General features: G+C 61.0%; 17 protein-coding genes. 13 read left to right on the top strand and 4 right to left on the bottom strand.

Features of this window, described 5'->3' with window-relative positions; all coding sequences use genetic code 11:
• The first annotated feature begins 23 nt into the window (after positions 1 to 23).
• The 9 genes from bioF to QF045_RS00370 all read left to right on the top strand — a co-directional run bounded on the left by bioF (position 24) and on the right by QF045_RS00370 (position 11,352).
• Positions 24 to 1,205: an 8-amino-7-oxononanoate synthase gene (gene bioF / locus QF045_RS00410; protein ID WP_306490613.1), complete on the top strand. Its 1,182-nt coding sequence runs from the start codon at positions 24 to 26 to the stop codon at positions 1,203 to 1,205.
• On the top strand, positions 1,198 to 1,929 hold the full coding sequence (locus QF045_RS00405) for an alpha/beta fold hydrolase (protein ID WP_306490612.1): 732 nt from the start codon (positions 1,198 to 1,200) through the stop codon (positions 1,927 to 1,929). Before bioF ends, QF045_RS00405 begins: the two co-directional genes overlap by 8 nt.
• Complete coding sequence (bioC, locus tag QF045_RS00400; protein WP_306490611.1) at positions 1,922 to 2,734, top strand: malonyl-ACP O-methyltransferase BioC; 813 nt, start codon at positions 1,922 to 1,924, stop codon at positions 2,732 to 2,734. Before QF045_RS00405 ends, bioC begins: the two co-directional genes overlap by 8 nt.
• Complete coding sequence (bioD, locus tag QF045_RS00395; protein ID WP_306490610.1) at positions 2,731 to 3,411, top strand: dethiobiotin synthase; 681 nt, start codon at positions 2,731 to 2,733, stop codon at positions 3,409 to 3,411. Before bioC ends, bioD begins: the two co-directional genes overlap by 4 nt.
• A gap of 106 nt (positions 3,412 to 3,517) precedes the next feature.
• Entirely contained in the window at positions 3,518 to 3,799 is a 282-nt protein-coding gene (locus QF045_RS00390; RefSeq protein ID WP_124388469.1) for a pyrroloquinoline quinone biosynthesis protein PqqE, read from the top strand.
• Between the two features lie 336 nt (positions 3,800 to 4,135).
• Positions 4,136 to 5,941 (top strand): phenylacyl-CoA dehydrogenase, encoded by a 1,806-nt coding sequence (locus QF045_RS00385; protein ID WP_306490609.1) that lies wholly within the window; start codon positions 4,136 to 4,138, stop codon positions 5,939 to 5,941.
• Positions 5,942 to 6,284: 343 nt separating this feature from the next.
• Positions 6,285 to 7,574 (top strand): diguanylate cyclase, encoded by a 1,290-nt coding sequence (locus tag QF045_RS00380; RefSeq protein ID WP_306490608.1) that lies wholly within the window; start codon positions 6,285 to 6,287, stop codon positions 7,572 to 7,574.
• Positions 7,575 to 7,664: 90 nt separating this feature from the next.
• Positions 7,665 to 9,434 (top strand): acyl-CoA dehydrogenase C-terminal domain-containing protein, encoded by a 1,770-nt coding sequence (locus QF045_RS00375; protein ID WP_306490607.1) that lies wholly within the window; start codon positions 7,665 to 7,667, stop codon positions 9,432 to 9,434.
• Positions 9,435 to 9,573: 139 nt separating this feature from the next.
• On the top strand, positions 9,574 to 11,352 hold the full coding sequence (locus QF045_RS00370; RefSeq protein ID WP_306490606.1) for an acyl-CoA dehydrogenase C-terminal domain-containing protein: 1,779 nt from the start codon (positions 9,574 to 9,576) through the stop codon (positions 11,350 to 11,352).
• A gap of 227 nt (positions 11,353 to 11,579) precedes the next feature.
• Here QF045_RS00370 and QF045_RS00365 read toward each other — a convergent pair whose 3' ends face one another.
• Positions 11,580 to 12,479, bottom strand: a complete 900-nt coding sequence (locus QF045_RS00365) for a LysR family transcriptional regulator (RefSeq protein ID WP_306490605.1) — start codon at positions 12,477 to 12,479, stop codon at positions 11,580 to 11,582.
• Positions 12,480 to 12,688: 209 nt separating this feature from the next.
• Here QF045_RS00365 and QF045_RS00360 point away from each other — a divergent pair, with 209 nt between their 5' ends.
• The 4 genes from QF045_RS00360 to QF045_RS00345 all read left to right on the top strand — a co-directional run bounded on the left by QF045_RS00360 (position 12,689) and on the right by QF045_RS00345 (position 15,095).
• Positions 12,689 to 13,951, top strand: a complete 1,263-nt coding sequence (locus tag QF045_RS00360; RefSeq protein WP_306490604.1) for an aspartate aminotransferase family protein — start codon at positions 12,689 to 12,691, stop codon at positions 13,949 to 13,951.
• Positions 13,952 to 14,173: 222 nt separating this feature from the next.
• On the top strand, positions 14,174 to 14,539 hold the full coding sequence (locus tag QF045_RS00355) for a type II toxin-antitoxin system RelE/ParE family toxin (protein WP_306490603.1): 366 nt from the start codon (positions 14,174 to 14,176) through the stop codon (positions 14,537 to 14,539).
• Positions 14,523 to 14,843 carry a DNA-binding transcriptional regulator gene (locus QF045_RS00350; protein WP_306490602.1) on the top strand — a complete coding sequence of 107 codons (321 nt, stop codon included), beginning with the start codon at positions 14,523 to 14,525 and terminating at the stop codon, positions 14,841 to 14,843. Before QF045_RS00355 ends, QF045_RS00350 begins: the two co-directional genes overlap by 17 nt.
• A 93-nt stretch (positions 14,844 to 14,936) precedes the next feature.
• A complete protein-coding gene (locus QF045_RS00345; RefSeq protein ID WP_003194776.1) occupies positions 14,937 to 15,095 on the top strand; it encodes a YqaE/Pmp3 family membrane protein in 159 nt (52 codons plus the stop codon).
• 5 nt (positions 15,096 to 15,100) lie between these two features.
• On the opposite strand, the gene pqqE is transcribed toward QF045_RS00345, so the two are convergent.
• Genes pqqE through pqqC form a run of 3 tightly spaced genes read right to left on the bottom strand, consistent with a single transcriptional unit; the run spans position 15,101 to position 17,248 of the window.
• Complete coding sequence (gene pqqE, locus QF045_RS00340) at positions 15,101 to 16,282, bottom strand: pyrroloquinoline quinone biosynthesis protein PqqE (RefSeq protein ID WP_306490601.1); 1,182 nt, start codon at positions 16,280 to 16,282, stop codon at positions 15,101 to 15,103.
• On the bottom strand, positions 16,224 to 16,499 hold the full coding sequence (pqqD, locus tag QF045_RS00335) for a pyrroloquinoline quinone biosynthesis peptide chaperone PqqD (protein ID WP_025857022.1): 276 nt from the start codon (positions 16,497 to 16,499) through the stop codon (positions 16,224 to 16,226). Before pqqD ends, pqqE begins: the two co-directional genes overlap by 59 nt.
• Positions 16,496 to 17,248, bottom strand: a complete 753-nt coding sequence (pqqC, locus tag QF045_RS00330) for a pyrroloquinoline-quinone synthase PqqC (RefSeq protein WP_122735992.1) — start codon at positions 17,246 to 17,248, stop codon at positions 16,496 to 16,498. Before pqqC ends, pqqD begins: the two co-directional genes overlap by 4 nt.
• Positions 17,249 to 17,251: the final 3 nt, after the last annotated feature.

The following is a 17,251-nucleotide window of genomic DNA, read 5'->3' as shown; positions in this document are numbered from 1 at the left end:
GAACCTGTTAAATCGAGGCCTGCATGTCTTTCGATCTCGCCGCGCGCCTCGCTGCCCGCCGTGCCGAACACCTCTACCGTCATCGTCCCTTGCTCCAGAGCCCACAAGGCCCGGACGTGGTGGTGGACGGCAAGCCGCTGCTCGCCTTTTGCAATAACGACTACCTCGGCCTGGCCAACCATCCGCAAGTGATCGAGGCCTGGCGCGCCGGTGCGTCGCGCTGGGGCGTGGGTGGTGGTGCGTCGCACTTGGTAGTGGGCCATGCCACGCCGCACCATGAACTGGAGGAAGCACTGGCCGACCTGACCGGGCGCCCACGGGCCTTGCTGTTTACCACCGGTTACATGGCCAACCTCGGTGCGGTCACGGCGCTGGTGGGGCAGGGCGATACGGTGCTGGAAGACCGTCTCAACCATGCTTCGTTGCTCGATGCCGGGTTGTTGTCCGGTGCGCGTTTCAACCGTTACCTGCATAACGACGCCGCCAGCCTGGCCAAGCGGCTGGAGAAAGCCACCGGTAATACGCTGGTGGTCACCGACGGCGTGTTCAGCATGGATGGCGACCTGGCCGATCTGCCGGCGCTGGCCCGTGAAACCAAGGCCAAGGGCGCCTGGTTGATGGTGGACGACGCCCATGGCTTCGGCCCGCTGGGAGCCAACGGCGGCGGGATCGTCGAGCATTTCGGCTTGAGCCAGGACGACGTGCCGGTACTGGTCGGCACCCTCGGTAAAGCGTTCGGCACCGCCGGGGCCTTTGTGGCGGGCAGTGAAGAGTTGATCGAAAGCCTGATCCAATTCGCCCGGCCGTACATCTACACCACCAGCCAGCCGCCGGCATTGGCCTGCGCCACCTTGAAAAGCCTGGAGCTGCTGCGCACCGAGCATTGGCGACGCGAGCACCTCAACGCTTTGATCCGCCAGTTTCGCCAGGGCGCCGAGCAGATCGGCCTGGCGCTGATGGACAGTTTCACGCCGATCCAGCCGATCCTGATTGGCGACAGCGCACGTGCCCTGCGCCTGTCGCAGATGCTGCGCGAGCGCGGGCTGATGGTGACCGCGATCCGCCCCCCCACCGTGCCCGCCGGCGGCGCTCGTTTGCGCGTGACGTTGACGGCGGCCCACAGCGCGGCGCAGGTGCAGCTATTGTTAAACGCATTGGAGGCGTGTTTCCGGATGTTAAACGCTACGGAGCCCGAGCATGCGTGATCGACTGGTATTGCTGCCCGGCTGGGGCCTGGGGGTATCACCGCTGGAGCCGCTGGCCGCGGCGTTGCACGGCTTGAATGAACACCTGCGCGTGCAGGTCGAACCGCTGCCGGCGCTGGATTCCAGCGAGCTGGCCGAATGGCTCGACGAACTGGATGCCACGCTGCCGGACAATGTCTGGCTCGGCGGCTGGTCCCTGGGCGGCCTGCTCGCTTCAGAGCTGGCGGCACGCCGTGGCGAGCGTTGCTGCGGCCTGCTCACCCTGGCGAGCAACCCGTGTTTCGTCGCCCATGAGGGTTGGCCGCACGCAATGCCCCCTGAAACGTTCGACGCGTTCCTCGCCGGTTGCCATGCTGACTCGCAAGTCACCCTCAAGCGCTTTGGCCTGTTGTGCGCCAAGGGCGCCGTCGACCCACGCGGGCTGTCGCGTCTGTTGGTCAGCGGGGCGCCGAACACTTCGCCCAGCGTGCTGATGCCTGGCCTTGAGTTGCTCGCCCAATTGGACACCCGCGCTGCCTTGCAGGCGTTTCGCGGACCCCAGTTGCACCTGTTTGCCGGGCAGGACGGGCTGGTGCCGGCCGAGGCCGCCAGTGACCTGCTGGCGCTGCTGCCCGATGTGGAAATCGGCCTGATTGAACAGGCCGGTCACGCTTTTCTTCTGGAGGACCCCCACGGTGTAGCGGGGGCCATCCAGGCTTTTTTGCATGAGTGCGTTGATGACTGATCTCTCCAATCCTCCCTTGCCTGGTGCTCTGCCCGACAAACGCCAGGTGGCGGCCTCGTTTTCCAGAGCTGCGGCCAGTTACGACAGCGTGGCCGAGTTGCAGCGGGCGGTCGGGCATGAACTGCTGAGTCGTTTACCGGCGGGCCTCGCGCCACAACGCTGGCTCGACCTGGGCTGTGGCACGGGTTACTTCAGTCGCGTACTGAGTGAGCGGCTGCCCGCCAGCCAAGGCACCGCGCTGGATATTGCCGAGGGGATGCTCAAGCATGCGCGGCCTTCAGGCGGCGCGCAGCACTTTGTCGCCGGCGATGCAGAACGCTTGCCGCTGAAGACGGGCAGCTTCGAACTGCTCTTCTCCAGCCTTGCCGTGCAGTGGTGTGCGCACTTTGACGCGGTCCTTCGTGAAGCCTTTTGCGTACTGCAACCGGGCGGAGTGATGGCTTTCGCGAGCCTGTGCGTCGGGACCCTGGAGGAATTACGCGACAGCTGGCGTGCGGCGGATGGCCTGGTTCACGTCAACCGCTTCCGCGGTTTCGAGGCTTATCAGCAGCTGTGCGCGTCCAGTGGCTTTCGGGTGAAGAGCCTGGAGCGGCAAGCCCATGTGCTGCATTACCCGGACGTGCGCAGCCTGACGCACGAGTTGAAAGCCTTGGGTGCGCATAACCTCAACCCGGGTCGCCCGGGAGGGTTGACGGGCCGCGCACGGGTTGCGGCGCTGGTGCAGGCTTACGAGCAGTTCCGCCAGGCCCAAGGCCTGCCCGCCACCTATCAGGTGGTGTACGCCGTACTGGAGAAACCGCGATGAGCGCTGCGTATTTCATCACCGGTACCGACACCGATGTGGGCAAGACCACCGTCGCCGCCGGCCTGCTGCATGCTGCGCGCCAAGCCGGCAAAAGCACGGCGGCGGGAAAACCCGTAGCGTCGGGCTGCCAGATAACGCCCAAGGGGTTGCGCAATGCCGATGCCTTGGCGCTGCTCGCTGAATGTTCATTGCCGTTGACGTATGCCGAGGTCAACCCGGTGGCGTTCGAGCCGGCGATTGCGCCGCACCTGGCCGCCCGTGAGGCGGGTGTCGCGCTGACGGTACAATCGCTGCTCAAGCCGATGCAGCGGATCCTGGCGCATAACGCCGACTTCACCTTGATCGAAGGCGCCGGCGGTTGGCGCGTGCCCTTGGCCGACCAGTCCAATCTGTCGGACCTGGCCATTGCGCTCAAGCTACCGGTGATTCTGGTGGTGGGCGTGCGCTTGGGGTGTATCAGCCATGCACTGCTCACGGCCGAAGCGATCGCACGAGATGGTTTGCCGCTGGCCGGTTGGGTGGCCAATATCATCGACCCGAAGACCTCTCGTCTGGAAGAAAACCTCGCCACGTTGGCCGAGCGTTTGCCGGCGCCTTGCCTGGGCCGCGTGCCGAAACTCAAGCATGCCGGGGCAAGCGCTGTGGCGGCATACCTGGAAATGGACCTGCTTGACTGATTTTGGCTATCGCTAAGGCAATATGCCATTAGCGTTTTTGACGGGCCTTTTGCCAGGATGTCTGCTTCAATCCACCTTCACGATTCTCTAAAGGCAGGCTTACGCCATGGAAATCTCTGGAAGCAGCGCGTTTTATTCGGGCCTGAGTACGATTCAGGCCGGGCAGAACCGTGTCGACCAGGCCGCCGGCAACATTGCCAGCGCCGCAACGAACCAGCCATCGGCCGCGCAAAGCGACCGTCTGCAGGCCAACGATCGCGCTCAGGCGTCCAACTCGGCGAGCAATATGGTCGAGATGGCCCAGGGCAAGTTTCAAGTGGAGCTGGGCGCGAAAGTCGCCAAGGCTTCGGACGAAATGCTCGGTACGCTGATCGACACCTACGCCTGACCCTTCTGCCTTATGCAATTCAAAGCGTGGGAGGGGGCTTGCTCCCCGAGAGCGGTTTATCAGTCAGCTTATTCATAGCTGACCTACCGCCATCGGGAGCAAGCCCCCTCCCACATTTGTTTTGTGCCTTCCTGCTGAACGCTTAGTACTTCTTAATCATGTGGCATCACGCCACAGGCGTTGCCGTGCGCGCCATTGACCCGTATCAAGACAAACGGCATCGGGCCGACGCTTGACAACCCCAGGTCGTAAACGTATGTTTCAAACACCTGTTTGACCGCCCTGACGCATCCACGCGGTTGTTCATCCCAGATACATCAGCAGAGGTTTATCGCTATGCCTGACTACAAGGCCCCCTTGCGTGATATTCGCTTCGTTCGTGACGAACTGCTCGGCTATGAAGCGCACTATCAAAGCCTGCCGGCTTGCCAGGACGCTACGCCGGACATGGTTGACGCCATTCTCGAAGAAGGCGCCAAGTTCTGTGAGCAAGTGCTGGCACCGCTGAACCGCGTGGGTGACATCGAAGGGTGTACCTGGAGCGAGTCAGGCGTTAAAACCCCTGCGGGTTTCAAGGAAGCCTACAAACAGTTCGTCGAAGGCGGCTGGCCAAGCCTGGCCCACGACGTTGAGCACGGCGGCCAAGGCCTGCCGGAATCCCTGGGCCTTGCCGTGAGTGAAATGGTTGGCGAAGCCAACTGGTCGTGGGGCATGTACCCAGGCTTGTCCCACGGTGCGATGAACACCATTTCCGAGCACGGTACGCCTGAGCAGCAAGAGGCCTACCTGACCAAACTGGTCTCGGGCGAGTGGACCGGCACCATGTGCCTGACCGAGCCGCACTGCGGCACCGACCTGGGCATGTTGCGCACCAAGGCCGAACCTCAGGCCGACGGTTCCTACAAAGTCTCCGGCACCAAAATCTTCATCTCGGCCGGTGAACACGACATGGCCGACAACATCGTCCACATCGTACTGGCCCGCCTGCCCGACGCACCGGCCGGCACCAAAGGCATCTCGCTGTTTATCGTGCCCAAGTTCCTGCCGAACGCCGATGGCTCGATCGGTGAGCGCAACGCGGTAACCTGTGGCTCCCTGGAACACAAGATGGGCATCCACGGCAACGCTACCTGCGTGATGAACTTCGACGCGGCCACCGGTTACCTGATCGGCCCGGCGAACAAAGGCCTGAACTGCATGTTCACCTTCATGAACACCGCTCGCCTGGGTACTGCGCTGCAAGGCCTGGCCCACGCCGAGATCGGTTTCCAGGGTGGCCTGAAATACGCTCGCGATCGCCTGCAAATGCGCTCCCTGACTGGCCCGAAAGCGCCGGACAAAGCCGCCGACCCGATCATCGTGCACCCAGACGTGCGCCGCATGCTGCTGACCATGAAAGCCTTCGCCGAAGGCAACCGTGCGATGGTGTACTTCACCGCCAAGCAAGTGGACATCGTCAAGTACGGCACCGACGACGAAGCCAAGAAACAGGCCGATGGCCTGCTGGCCTTCATGACTCCGATCGCCAAGGCATTCATGACCGAAGTCGGCTTTGAAGCAGCCAACCACGGTGTGCAGATCTACGGCGGCCACGGTTTCATCGCCGAGTGGGGCATGGAGCAGAACGTTCGCGACAGCCGTATTTCGATGCTGTACGAAGGCACCACCGGTATCCAGGCGCTCGACCTGCTGGGCCGTAAAGTGCTGATGACTCAAGGCGAAGCGCTCAAGGGCTTCACCAAGATCGTCCACAAGTTCTGCCAGGCCAACGAAGGCAATGACGCGGTCAATGAGTTCGTTGCACCGCTGGCGGCGCTGAACAAAGAGTGGGGCGAGTTGACCATGAAGGTCGGCATGGCCGCGATGAAAGACCGTGAAGAAGTCGGTGCCGCCTCGGTGGATTACCTGATGTACTCCGGTTACGCGTGCCTGGCTTACTTCTGGGCCGACATGGCGCGCCTGGCGGCTGAGAAACTGGCTGCCGGTACCTCCGAAGAGGCGTTCTACACCGCCAAGCTGCAGACCGCGCGCTTCTACTTCCAGCGCATCCTGCCGCGTACCCGCACCCACGTAGCAACCATGCTGTCGGGCGCCAGCAACCTGATGGACATGAAAGAAGAGGACTTCGGCCTGGCTTACTAAGCCGCACCGAAATCATCTAAAACCGCCACCCCTCAAGGGTGGCGGTTTTTTTTTTGCAGGTCTGGCGCCACTGGCCCGAGATTGGCAATGCGGTCCATGTGGGAGGGGCTTGCCCCCGATAGCTGTGCATCAGTCAGCTTCTCTGTAGCTGACTAACCGCTATCGGGAGCAAGCCCCCTCCCACATTCGGCCTGTGTCGATTATTAAAATGCACTCTGGCGTTAAGGGATTGATGGGCGGTGCCGTTACAGTGATGGCAATGTGATGCACGTTGGTCTGGTTGTGTTTAACTGGTCACGCACAGGCACTATGCCATTACTTTTTGCGGGTCGGAGCTTTACCCTTGTCACGCGCGTCCGCTGTACGGTTCAGTCATTTTCTGCCCTCGCTGCTGCTGTTACTGGCCGGGCTTTCGGCTGCCTATCTCAAGGACCTCAACGTCTTCTTCACCTCGCTGTTCAACGTGCTGCCGACCCTGGTGCTGTTGCTCGGCGGTGCTTACTGCGCGGTGTATCGACGCCAGCGCGAGCTGTTCCTGATGATCACGGTGTATGTCGCGTATTTCCTGCTGGACACCCAGACCGACTTCTATCGCGACAATGGCCGCGTGCGTGAAGACGCCGCCGTGGTGTTCCACCTGGTCTGCCTGCTGCTGCCCTTGCTGTTCAGTGTGTATGCGCTGTGGCAGGAAAAGACCCACCTGTTCCGCGACTTTGTCGCACGCTGCGCAGTGCTGCTGGCCATCGGTAGCGTGGCACTGGCGCTGGAGCAAAGTTATCCCCAGGGTGTGCTGAACTGGTTAGCCGAAATTCGCTGGCCGGCGTTGCATGGCGCCTGGATGAGCCTGATCCAGCTTTCGTACCCGATGTTTCTGATTGGCTTCCTCACCCTGGCCGCCCAGTACTGGTATCAGCCGCGCCCGCTGCACGCCGCGCAGTTAGTGGGGCTGCTGGGGATGTTCTGGATGCTGCCGCAAACCTTCATTTTGCCGTTCACCCTCAACATCATGTGCAGCCAGGTCATGCTGATGATCGCTGCCGGCGTGGCGCACGAGGCCTATCAAATGGCGTTTCGCGATGAGCTGACCGGCTTGCCGGGTCGCCGCGCCCTTAACGAGCGCATGCAGCGGCTGGGGCGCAACTACGTGTTGGCGATGGGCGACGTGGACCATTTCAAACGTTTCAACGATACCCATGGCCATGACGTAGGCGACCAGGTGCTGCGCCTGGTGGCGAGCAAACTGTCCAAGGTCAGCGGCGGCGGGCGCGCCTACCGTTACGGTGGTGAAGAGTTTGCCGTGGTGTTCGCCGGCAAGACCCTGGATGAATGCATGCCGCACCTGGAGGAAATCCGCGAGATCATCGCCAACTATGCGATCAAGTTGCGCAACCCGGACCGCCCCAATGACGACCATCAAGGCCGCCAGCGCCGGGCCGGCAGCGGCGCGTCCAGTGTGTCGGTGACCGTCAGCATCGGCGTGGCCGAGCGCCAGGCCGAGCAGCGTAGCCCTGAAGAAGTGCTCAAGTCCGCCGACCAGGCGCTGTACGCCGCCAAGGGCGCCGGGCGCAACTGCGTGATTGCATCCGGGCAGAACCGTCGCGGTGCCGTGCGCATGCAAAGCGCTGCCGGTTGAGTAATGGTGCTGTATTCAGCAGCGCTACAGTGATTGTCCGGGGCCTTGGCCGGCAGTAGGTTGAGACCATCTGCTGCCGGAGACATCGCCATGCCTGAATACAAAGCTCCCCTGCGCGACATGCGCTTTCTGATCGACAACGTGTTCGATTTCCATGGCCACTACGCTGCCCTGGGCGCGACGGACGCCAGCCCCGACATGGTCAGTGCCATTCTCGAAGAGGGCGCCAAGTTCTGCGAACACGTGCTCGCGCCGCTCAATCGCAGCGGCGATGAAGAGGGTTGCCATTTCGATAATGGGGTAGTGACCACGCCCAAGGGCTTCAAGCAAGCCTTTGCTCAGTACGTGGAAGGCGGCTGGCACGGCGTGGCGGCGGACCCGGCCTACGGCGGCCAGGGCTTGCCGCAGTCCCTGGGGCTGGTGCTGAGCGAGATGATCGGGTCAAGCAATACGTCCTGGGGCATGTACCCAGGCCTGACCCACGGTGCAATGTCGGCGATCCACGCCCACGGCACCGAAGAACAGAAAGCCACTTACCTGCACAAGCTCACCGCTGGCGAATGGACCGGCACCATGTGCCTGACCGAAGCCCACTGCGGCACTGACCTGGGGTTGATCAAAACCCGCGCCGTGCCCCAGGTGGATGGCAGTTATGCGGTCACCGGCAGCAAGATCTTCATCTCGGCCGGCGAGCACGACATGAGTGCAAACATCATCCACCTGGTGCTGGCCAAACTGCCGGATGCGCCGGCGGGCACCAAAGGCATCTCTTTGTTTATCGTGCCCAAGTTTCACGCCGACTCCGGCGAGCGCAACGCGGTGCACTGCGGCGCCATCGAACACAAGATGGGCATCAAGGCCTCGGCCACCTGCGTGCTGAACTTCGACGGCGCCAAGGGATTCCTGATTGGCGAGGCGAACAAAGGCCTCAACTGCATGTTCACCATGATGAACCATGCGCGCCTGGGCACGGGGATGCAGGGCTTGTGCAATGGCGAGGCCAGCTTCCAGGGTGCGGTCAACTACGCCAACGACCGCCTGCAGATGCGTTCGCTGACCGGCGCCAAGGCCCCGGAGAAAGCCGCCGACCCGATCATCGTGCACGCCGATGTACGCCGCATGCTGTTGACCATGAAAGCCTTCAACGAAGGCAATCGTGCGCTGACCTATTTCACCGCCCAGTTGCTCGACACTGCGCACCTGAGCGCCGATGCCGGCCAGCGCCAGGAGGCGGAAGACCTGCTGGCCTTCCTCACGCCGATCTGCAAAGCCTTCATGACCGAAACCGGGCTGGAGGTGACCAACCACGGTATGCAGGTGTTCGGCGGCCATGGCTATATTCGCGAGTGGGGCATGGAGCAGTTGGCGCGTGACGCGCGGATTGCGCCGATCTATGAAGGCACCAACGGTATCCAGGCCCTCGACTTGCTGGGACGCAAGGTGCTGGGCAGCCAGGGCAAGCTGCTGCGCGGCTTTACCAAAATTGTGCATAAGTTTTGCGCCGCCAATGCCGAACACGCACAACTCAAGGCCCATGTAGATCAGCTCAACCAGTTGAACCAGCAGTGGGGTGAGCTGACGCTGAAGGTCGGCACGGCGGCGATGAAAAACCCCGACGAGGTGGGGGCGGCAGCCATGGATTACCTGATGTACAGCGGTTACATCATCCTTGCCTACCTGTGGCTGCGCATGGCGATTGCGGCGCAAGGGCACGACGACCCAGGGTTTGCCCAAGCCAAACTGGCAACGTGCGACTTCTACTTCAAACGCCTGTTGCCGCGCACCGCGACGCACCGGGCGGCGGTGGAGGCGGGCAGCGAATGCCTGATGAGCTTGCCGGCGCAGGCGTTTGCGTTGTAGGTGGAACAGGTCTTTCGTGACTTATAAATACTTAATAGTCACGAACGGACCCTATGTGTCTGAAAAGTTGTTCGGGTACACTCGGAGCCTGTAAAACCGATCCTATCGAATCACTTTTCACGTTCTCACGAGGTTTGCCATGGCTGATTACAAAGCGCCGTTGCGTGATATGCGCTTCGTCCTCAACGAAGTTTTTGAAGTCGCCACGACTTGGGCCCAACTGCCTGCCCTGGCAGACACGGTTGACGCCGAAACCGTTGAAGCGATCCTCGAAGAGGCCGGCAAGGTCACGGCCAAATCCATCGCGCCATTAAGCCGTGGCGGCGATGAGCAGGGCTGCCGCTGGGCGGACAATGCCGTCAGCACGCCGGACGGTTTCCCACAGGCCTATGCGACCTACGCCGAAGGGGGCTGGGTGGGTGTCGGTGGCGACCCGGTGTACGGCGGCATGGGCATGCCCAAGGCGGTGTCGGCGCAGGTCGAAGAGATGATCAACTCGTCCAGCCTGGCGTTCGGCCTGTACCCAATGTTGACCTCGGGCGCGTGCGTGTCGATCAACACCCACGCCAGTGAGGAACTCAAGGCCGCCTACTTGCCGAAGATGTATTCCGGCGAATGGGCCGGTTCCATGTGCCTGACCGAAGCCCATGCGGGCACCGACCTGGGCATGATTCGCACCAAGGCCGAGCCGCAGGCGGACGGTTCCTACAAGGTCAGCGGCACCAAGATTTTCATTACCGGCGGCGAACACGACCTGACCGCCAACATCATCCACCTGGTGCTGGCCAAACTGCCGGATGCACCGGCGGGCCCCAAAGGCATCTCGCTGTTCCTGGTGCCGAAGTTCATGGTGAACGCCGACGGTAGCCTCGGCGCTCGCAACCCGGTGACCTGCGGCTCGATCGAACACAAGATGGGCATCCAGGCCTCCGCAACCTGCGTGATGAACTTCGACGAAGCCGTGGGCTATCTGGTGGGCGAGCCTAACCGTGGCTTGGCGGCGATGTTTACCATGATGAACTACGAGCGCCTGGGCGTTGGTATCCAGGGGCTGGCATCCGGCGAGCGTTCCTATCAGAACGCAATCGAATACGCCCGGGACCGCCTGCAGAGCCGCTCCCCATTGGGCGCTCAAGCCAAGGACAAAGTCGCTGACCCCATCATCGTGCACCCGGACGTGCGCCGCATGCTGCTGACCATGAAGGCGGCGAACGAAGGTGGCCGAGCGTTTTCCACCTACGTGGCGACGCAGTTGGACATCGCCAAGTTCAGCGAAGACGCGGCTGCCCGCGAGCGCGCCGATAACCTGGTGGCGCTGCTGACGCCGGTCGCCAAGGCATTCCTAACCGACCTGGGCCTGGAAACCACGGTACTCGGTCAGCAAGTGTTTGGTGGCCACGGCTACATTCGCGAGTGGGGCCAGGAGCAATTGGTGCGTGATGTGCGCATCACCCAGATCTACGAAGGCACCAATGGTATCCAGGCGCTGGACCTGATGGGGCGCAAGATCGTCGGCAGCGGCGGCGCGTTCTACACCTTGTTCGCCGACGAGATCCGCCAGTTCATCGCCAGTGCAGGTTCGGAACTGGGCGAATTCACCCGTCCGCTCGCCGCAGCGGTGGACAACCTGGATGAATTGACCGCCTGGGTACTGGACCGTGCCAAGACCAACCCGAATGAAATTGGTGCGGCCTCGGTGGAGTACCTGCATGCGTTTGGTTACATGGCGTATGCCTACATGTGGGCGCGCATGGCCAAGGCCGCGTGGGGCAAAGAGGCTGAAGATGATTTCTATGCCAGCAAACTGGGCACCGCGCGCTTCTACTTTGCACGCTTGTTGCCGCGTATTCATTCGTTGAGCGCGTCGGTAAAAGCCGGTAGCGAGTCGCTGTTTTTGCTGGATGAGGCATTGTTCTAAGGGCGTGGCGTGCGTGTAAGCATTCTCTTACACGACGTGCTGCTAATCGTCCTCTATCGCCACATTGGATCCACGGATAATCTACTTCACATGGACGTCGCGCAGGAAGCGCAAAAGCAACAACACGGACACGTAGGATTCTGCCAGGACGGCGGAGTGAAATGGATGTCAGGGAAACAGTCTGCAAAGCCCCGCTTCGGCGGGGTTTTCTTTTGCCCGCGAAAAAGTCAGGCGCCTGCCTGCGGGGCATTCATCACGTCTTCGAGCAACGTGCGCAGCAACGCCACCGTCGCTTGCTGACGCTGCACGTCACGGCATACCAAGCCCACTTTCAACGGCACCCTGGGCTCGCTCAAGGGCTTCCACAGCAGCGACTGGCTGTTGTGCTCGTCCTGGGAGCGCCCCGGCAACACCGTGGCCAACTGGGTGTGGGGCAGGCTGTCGAGAATTCCCACCATGGTGTTGAGCTCCGCCTGCACCTGCGGACGCCGCCCCAGGTTGGCCAACTGACCCTGCCAGATCTGGCGCACTTGAAACTCCTCGCCCAGCAGCAACATCGGCAACTCGGCTGCCTGTTTCAGCGAGACCTTCTTGAATTCCCGCAACGGGTGTTGCTCTGGGATGACCACCTTCAACTCATCTTCATACAACAGCACGCCATGCAGACCCGGCTGGCGCGGTGGCAGGTAGCTGATACCGATGTCCAGCGAACCGTTGAGCAGGCGCCGCTCGATTTCAATTCCGGTCAATTCGTAGATCTGCACCACCAAGTGGGGTTGGGCCTTGCGCACCCGTTCCAGCATCTGCGGCACCAGGCTGGTGTGCACGGTTTGCAGCACGCCGATGGCCAGCGTGCGCATCGCCTGGCCCTTGAAATTGCGCAACGCCTCCACGGCTTGCTGCATGCCGTCGATCAGGGGCAAGGCATGGTTGTATAGGGTGTGGGCGGCCAGCGTGGGGAGCAGGCGCTTGCTGCTGCGTTCGAACAGGCTCACGTCCAGGTTCTGCTCCAGTTGGCGAACCTGCTGCGACAGGGCCGGCTGCGAGATTGACAGACGCTCCGCGGCACGGCCGACGTGGCCTTCTTCATACACCGCGACGAAATAACGCAGTTGCTTGAAATCCATAAGTTTGGCTTATCGAAAAAGCTGGAAAATCGAAATGGCCGTTGGCCCCCGAGACGCCTAGTCTAGCGCCTATTCGCAGGGCTTACAGGGCCGGATCGGGCAATGAATAACGTTTTGGGTAATGGCGTTTACATAGGCAAGGCAAAAAACCTCAGCACACTACCAGTACCCGTTGTCGACCAAGGTCCGGTTGCTCTCGGGGGCCAATTGTGAACCTGTTCCGGCGTCATGCGCCGAGTCTTGATGACCTTGTGCTGGATGCCCCACGTCATGATATTTCCAGCGAAAGCCTGATGCCCACTGCCGCACGGCCCGCTGAGGTTTTCGTGCAGGGCCAAGGCTCCTGGCTTTCAGACAATGACAACCGTGCCTACCTGGATTTCAGCCAGGGCGGCGGCGCCAATAGCCTCGGCCACAGTCCACAAGCCGTGCGCGACGCCATTGCCGAACAGATGCAGACCGTGATCAACCCTGGGATGGGCTTGCACAATCGCGCTCAGCTCGATTTGGTTGATCGCCTGTGCCATCACACTGGCAGCGACCAGGCCTACCTGCTCAACAGCGGGGCAGAGGCCTGTGAAGCCGCCATCAGACTGGCGCGCAAATGGGGCCAGCTGCATCGCGGCGGCGCCCATCACATCATTACGGTGAGCAACGGCTGTCATGGCCGTAGTCTGGCAACGTTGCCGGCTTCGGCCGTTGCCTGCGAGAACCGTTTTGAACCGCAATTGCCGGGCTTCAGTCATGTGCCATTCAACGACCTGCCGGCGCTGCACGCCGCTGTCGATGCACACACCGTGGCCATCATGCTGGAGCCCATCCAGAGCGCCGCGGGTGTGATCCCCGCGACCGAACACTACCTCAAAGGCGTGGAACGCCTGTGCCGTGAACTGGGGATCCTGCTGATCCTTGACGAAGTGCAAACCGGGATCGGCCGGTGCGGCAGCTTGCTTGCCGAACAGCAATACGGCGTGCGCGCTGACATCATTACCCTCGGCAAAGGCCTGGGCGGTGGCGTGCCCTTGGCGGGGTTGCTGGCGCGCGGCACGGCCTGTTGCTTCGAAGCGGGCGAGCTGGACGGTACGCATCACGGCAATGCGCTGATGGCGTGCGCGGGTAATGCGGTACTCGATGCCGTGCTGGCAAACGGCTTTCTCGAACAGGTACGAGAATCCGGCCTGTACCTGGCAGAAGGCCTCGCCCGCCTGGCTTACCGTTACGAACACGGGCAACTGCGCGGCAATGGACTGATATGGGGTTTGACCCTGTCGGACGATTCCGCAGCTGCCGTGGTAAAAGCCTCGCTGCACGAAGGCTTGATCCTTACCGCCGCGCAGCCTGATTGCCTGCGCTTCACGCCCGCCCTGAACGTCAGCAAAAACCACATCGACGAAATGCTCCTGCGCCTCGCCCGCGCCTTCTCTCGGGTGCGTACCGCCCAATTGCAATGCCGCAAGGGCATCGCGGTCTGATACGAATTTCTGAACCGTCTCGCGGAGTACGCGGCGCCTCCAGCCTGATTCTTTTGGCTGGGGGCGTTTTTTTGCGTGCGTAATTTTTGGACTGAAAAGGATGCTTGTGCGTCATTGGAAACGATGGCTTTTTAGCGAGCTCGGCAAGGATTGTCGATGGGTGCTTAGTGCGCCTCTTCTAAGCTGTACCACTGGGTGGTATGTTTATCGGAAAGGATCTCTATGAAGCTTAGGTTGTTCAAAACCCGGATTTTTGCGAAGGCTGCCAGCAAGGCGTGGATAAGCGATGTGGAGTTAAAAGAAGCATTCAGCGATTTGCTTAATGGGCAGGCGGACAATTTGGGAGGCGGCGTATGGAAGAAACGGCTGAACCACAATCGCCATCGTTCGATTGTCCTGGCTAAAGGAGGTCACTACTGGGTGTATCAATTACTTTTCTCCAAGCAGAGTCAAAGCAATATCAGTCAGAGTGAACTGGATGGGTTTCGGTCGCTGGCGAAGATCTATGAAAATTTAAACGATGCACAGATTCAGCAATTGCTTGATTTAACAGAGCTTGTGGAGATACATCATGACCAGAAATTATAAAAGTGAGGCGTTCGAGTCCATTCACCAATCTGCTGAAGCGCTTCATACAATTGGCGCCATCAGCAAAACCACGCTTCGTGAGTTCGACGAAGCGTGTCTGGCAGCGGTTCCTGCTCGAATGCTAGCCGAACAGATCAAATACCTACGTGAAAGCAGCCACGTCAGCCAACCTGTGTTCGCTCGCTACCTGAACACGAGTGCCTCGACTGTAAAACAGTGGGAATCCGGCGAAAAACAACCCAGCGGCATGGCGCTTAAGTTATTGAGCATTGTGCAAAAACATGGCCTGCAGATTCTGGCCTGAGATGGCCCAATGCCAGAAACCACTGAACCCTAGCGAAGCGCCAATGTCGATTAGCTACACGGCTCACACGAGCCGATTTTCTGGAGCTGACCCATGGACATCATTCGTATCATCATCGCCATTCTGCTGCCGCCACTGGGTGTGTTCCTGCAAGTAGGATTCGGCGGCGCGTTCTGGCTGAACATTCTGCTGACCCTGTGCGGTTACTTCCCCGGCATCATCCATGCCGTGTACATCATCGCCAAGCGCTGAGGGTGTCAGCCTTTGGCGATGAGGCGTGAATTGCGCTCATTGCGAAAGGCTAGTTGCTCGATGGTCTGGGTGGCCTGTTCGGCTTCTTCCCGCGCTTGAAGGATGATGCCGTGCTGCTCGGACTTGCTGCACACCGGGTCGGCATTGCTCGCGTCTCCCGTGAGCATGAAGGCCTGGCAACGGCAGCCGCCGAAGTCCTTTTCCTTCTCATCGCATGAACGGCACGGCTCGGGCATCCAGTCGTAGCCGCGAAAACGGTTGAAACCGAACGAGTCGTACCAGATGTGCTGCATGCTGTGATCGCGCACATTGGGAAACTGCACCGGCATCTGCCGGGCACCATGACAGGGCAGGGCGGTACCGTCCGGTGTGACTGTCAGGAAAATACTGCCCCAGCCATTCATGCAGGCTTTCGGACGCTCTTCGTAGTAATCGGGCGTCACGAAAATCAACTTGCACGGGTGGCCCTCGGCTTCGAGCTTGGCGCGGTACTCGTTGGTGATGCGTTCGGCGCGTACCAGTTGTTCCTTGGTCGGCAATAGCCCCACACGATTGAGCTGTGCCCAGCCGTAGAACTGGCAGGTGGCAAGCTCGACAAAGTCCGCCTCGAGCGCAATGCACAGCTCGATAATGCGGTCTATCTTGTCGATGTTATGCCGATGGGTGACGAAGTTCAGCACCATCGGGTAACCGTGGGCTTTCACCGCTCGGGCCATTTCCAGCTTTTGCGCGAAGGCTTTCTTCGAGCCGGCCAGCAGGTTGTTCACCTGTTCGTCGCTGGCCTGGAAGCTGATCTGGATATGGTCCAGGCCGGCTTTTTTGAAGTCACTGATCTTCTGTTCGGTCAGGCCAATGCCTGAGGTGATCAGGTTGGTGTAGAAGCCCAGTTTGCGCGCCTCGCCGATCAGCTCGGCGAGGTCCTGGCGCACCAGCGGTTCACCGCCGGAAAACCCGAGTTGCGCCGCACCCATCTCGCGGGCTTCGCGAAATACCTTGATCCATTGCTCGGTGCTCAGCTCCTTGCCCTGCTCGGCAAAATCCAGCGGGTTGGAGCAGTACGGGCACTGCAACGGGCAGCGGTAAGTCAGCTCGGCCAATAGCCACAAGGGCAGGCCAATTGGCGGCTTTTCAGGCAAGGGTAATCCAGTGCTCAGCACGGGCGACCTCCATAAATTGCTCGATGTCATCACCCAGCTCCGGCACGCCGGGAAATTGCTTGTCCAGCTCGGCGATGATTGCGGCGACGTCACGCTCGCCGTCGATCAAGCCACCGATCAACGCAGCGCTGTCGTTGAGCTTGATCATGCCTTCAGGGTAGAGCAACACATGGCCTTTTTGCGCGGGTTCGTATTGGTAGCGATAGCCCTGGCGCCAGGTCGGTTTTCTGCTGCGATCAAAGCTCATAGGGTGATCCCTTTATGCCAGACCCGCTGCTCGGTCACGCTGTGATACGGCGGGCGTTTCAGTTCGTAGGCCATGCTCATGGCGTCGAGCATGCTCCACAGGATATCCAGTTTGAATTGCAGGATTTCCAGCATGCGCTCCTGGCCTTCGCGGGTGGTGTAGTGCTGCAGGGTGATCGCCAACCCGTGCTCCACATCACGCCGGGCCTGGCCCAGACGGGTGCGGAAGTACTCGTAGCCGGCCGGGTCGATCCATGGGTAATGCTGCGGCCAGCTGTCGAGGCGCGACTGGTGGATCTGCGGCGCGAACAGCTCGGTCAGGGAGCTGCTGGCGGCTTCCTGCCAGCTGGCGCGGCGGGCGAAGTTGACGTAGGCGTCTACCGCAAAGCGGACGCCGGGCAGCACCAGTTCCTGGGAGCGCAGCTGGTCCGGGTCGAGGCCGACGGCTTGGCCCAGCCGCAGCCAGGCTTCGATGCCGCCGTCTTCGCCGGGTGCACCGTCGTGGTCGAGCAGGCGCTGGATCCATTCGCGACGGATCTCGCGGTCCGGGCAGTTGGCCAGGATCGCGGCGTCCTTGAGGGGAATGTTCACCTGATAGTAGAAGCGGTTGGCGACCCACCCCTGGATCTGCTCGCGGGTGGCGCGGCCTTCGTACATCGCCACGTGGTACGGGTGATGGATGTGGTAGAAGGCGCCTTTGGCGCGCAAGGCGGCTTCGAATTCGGTGGTGGTCAACGGTGTGTCAGTCATTTC

The sequence above is a fragment of the Pseudomonas sp. W4I3 genome, from assembly GCF_030816195.1.
In the GTDB taxonomy this organism is placed as follows: Bacteria; Pseudomonadota; Gammaproteobacteria; order Pseudomonadales; family Pseudomonadaceae; genus Aquipseudomonas.
Note: the sequence above shows the minus strand (reverse complement) of the source record. Positions and strands in the feature narration are given on the sequence as shown.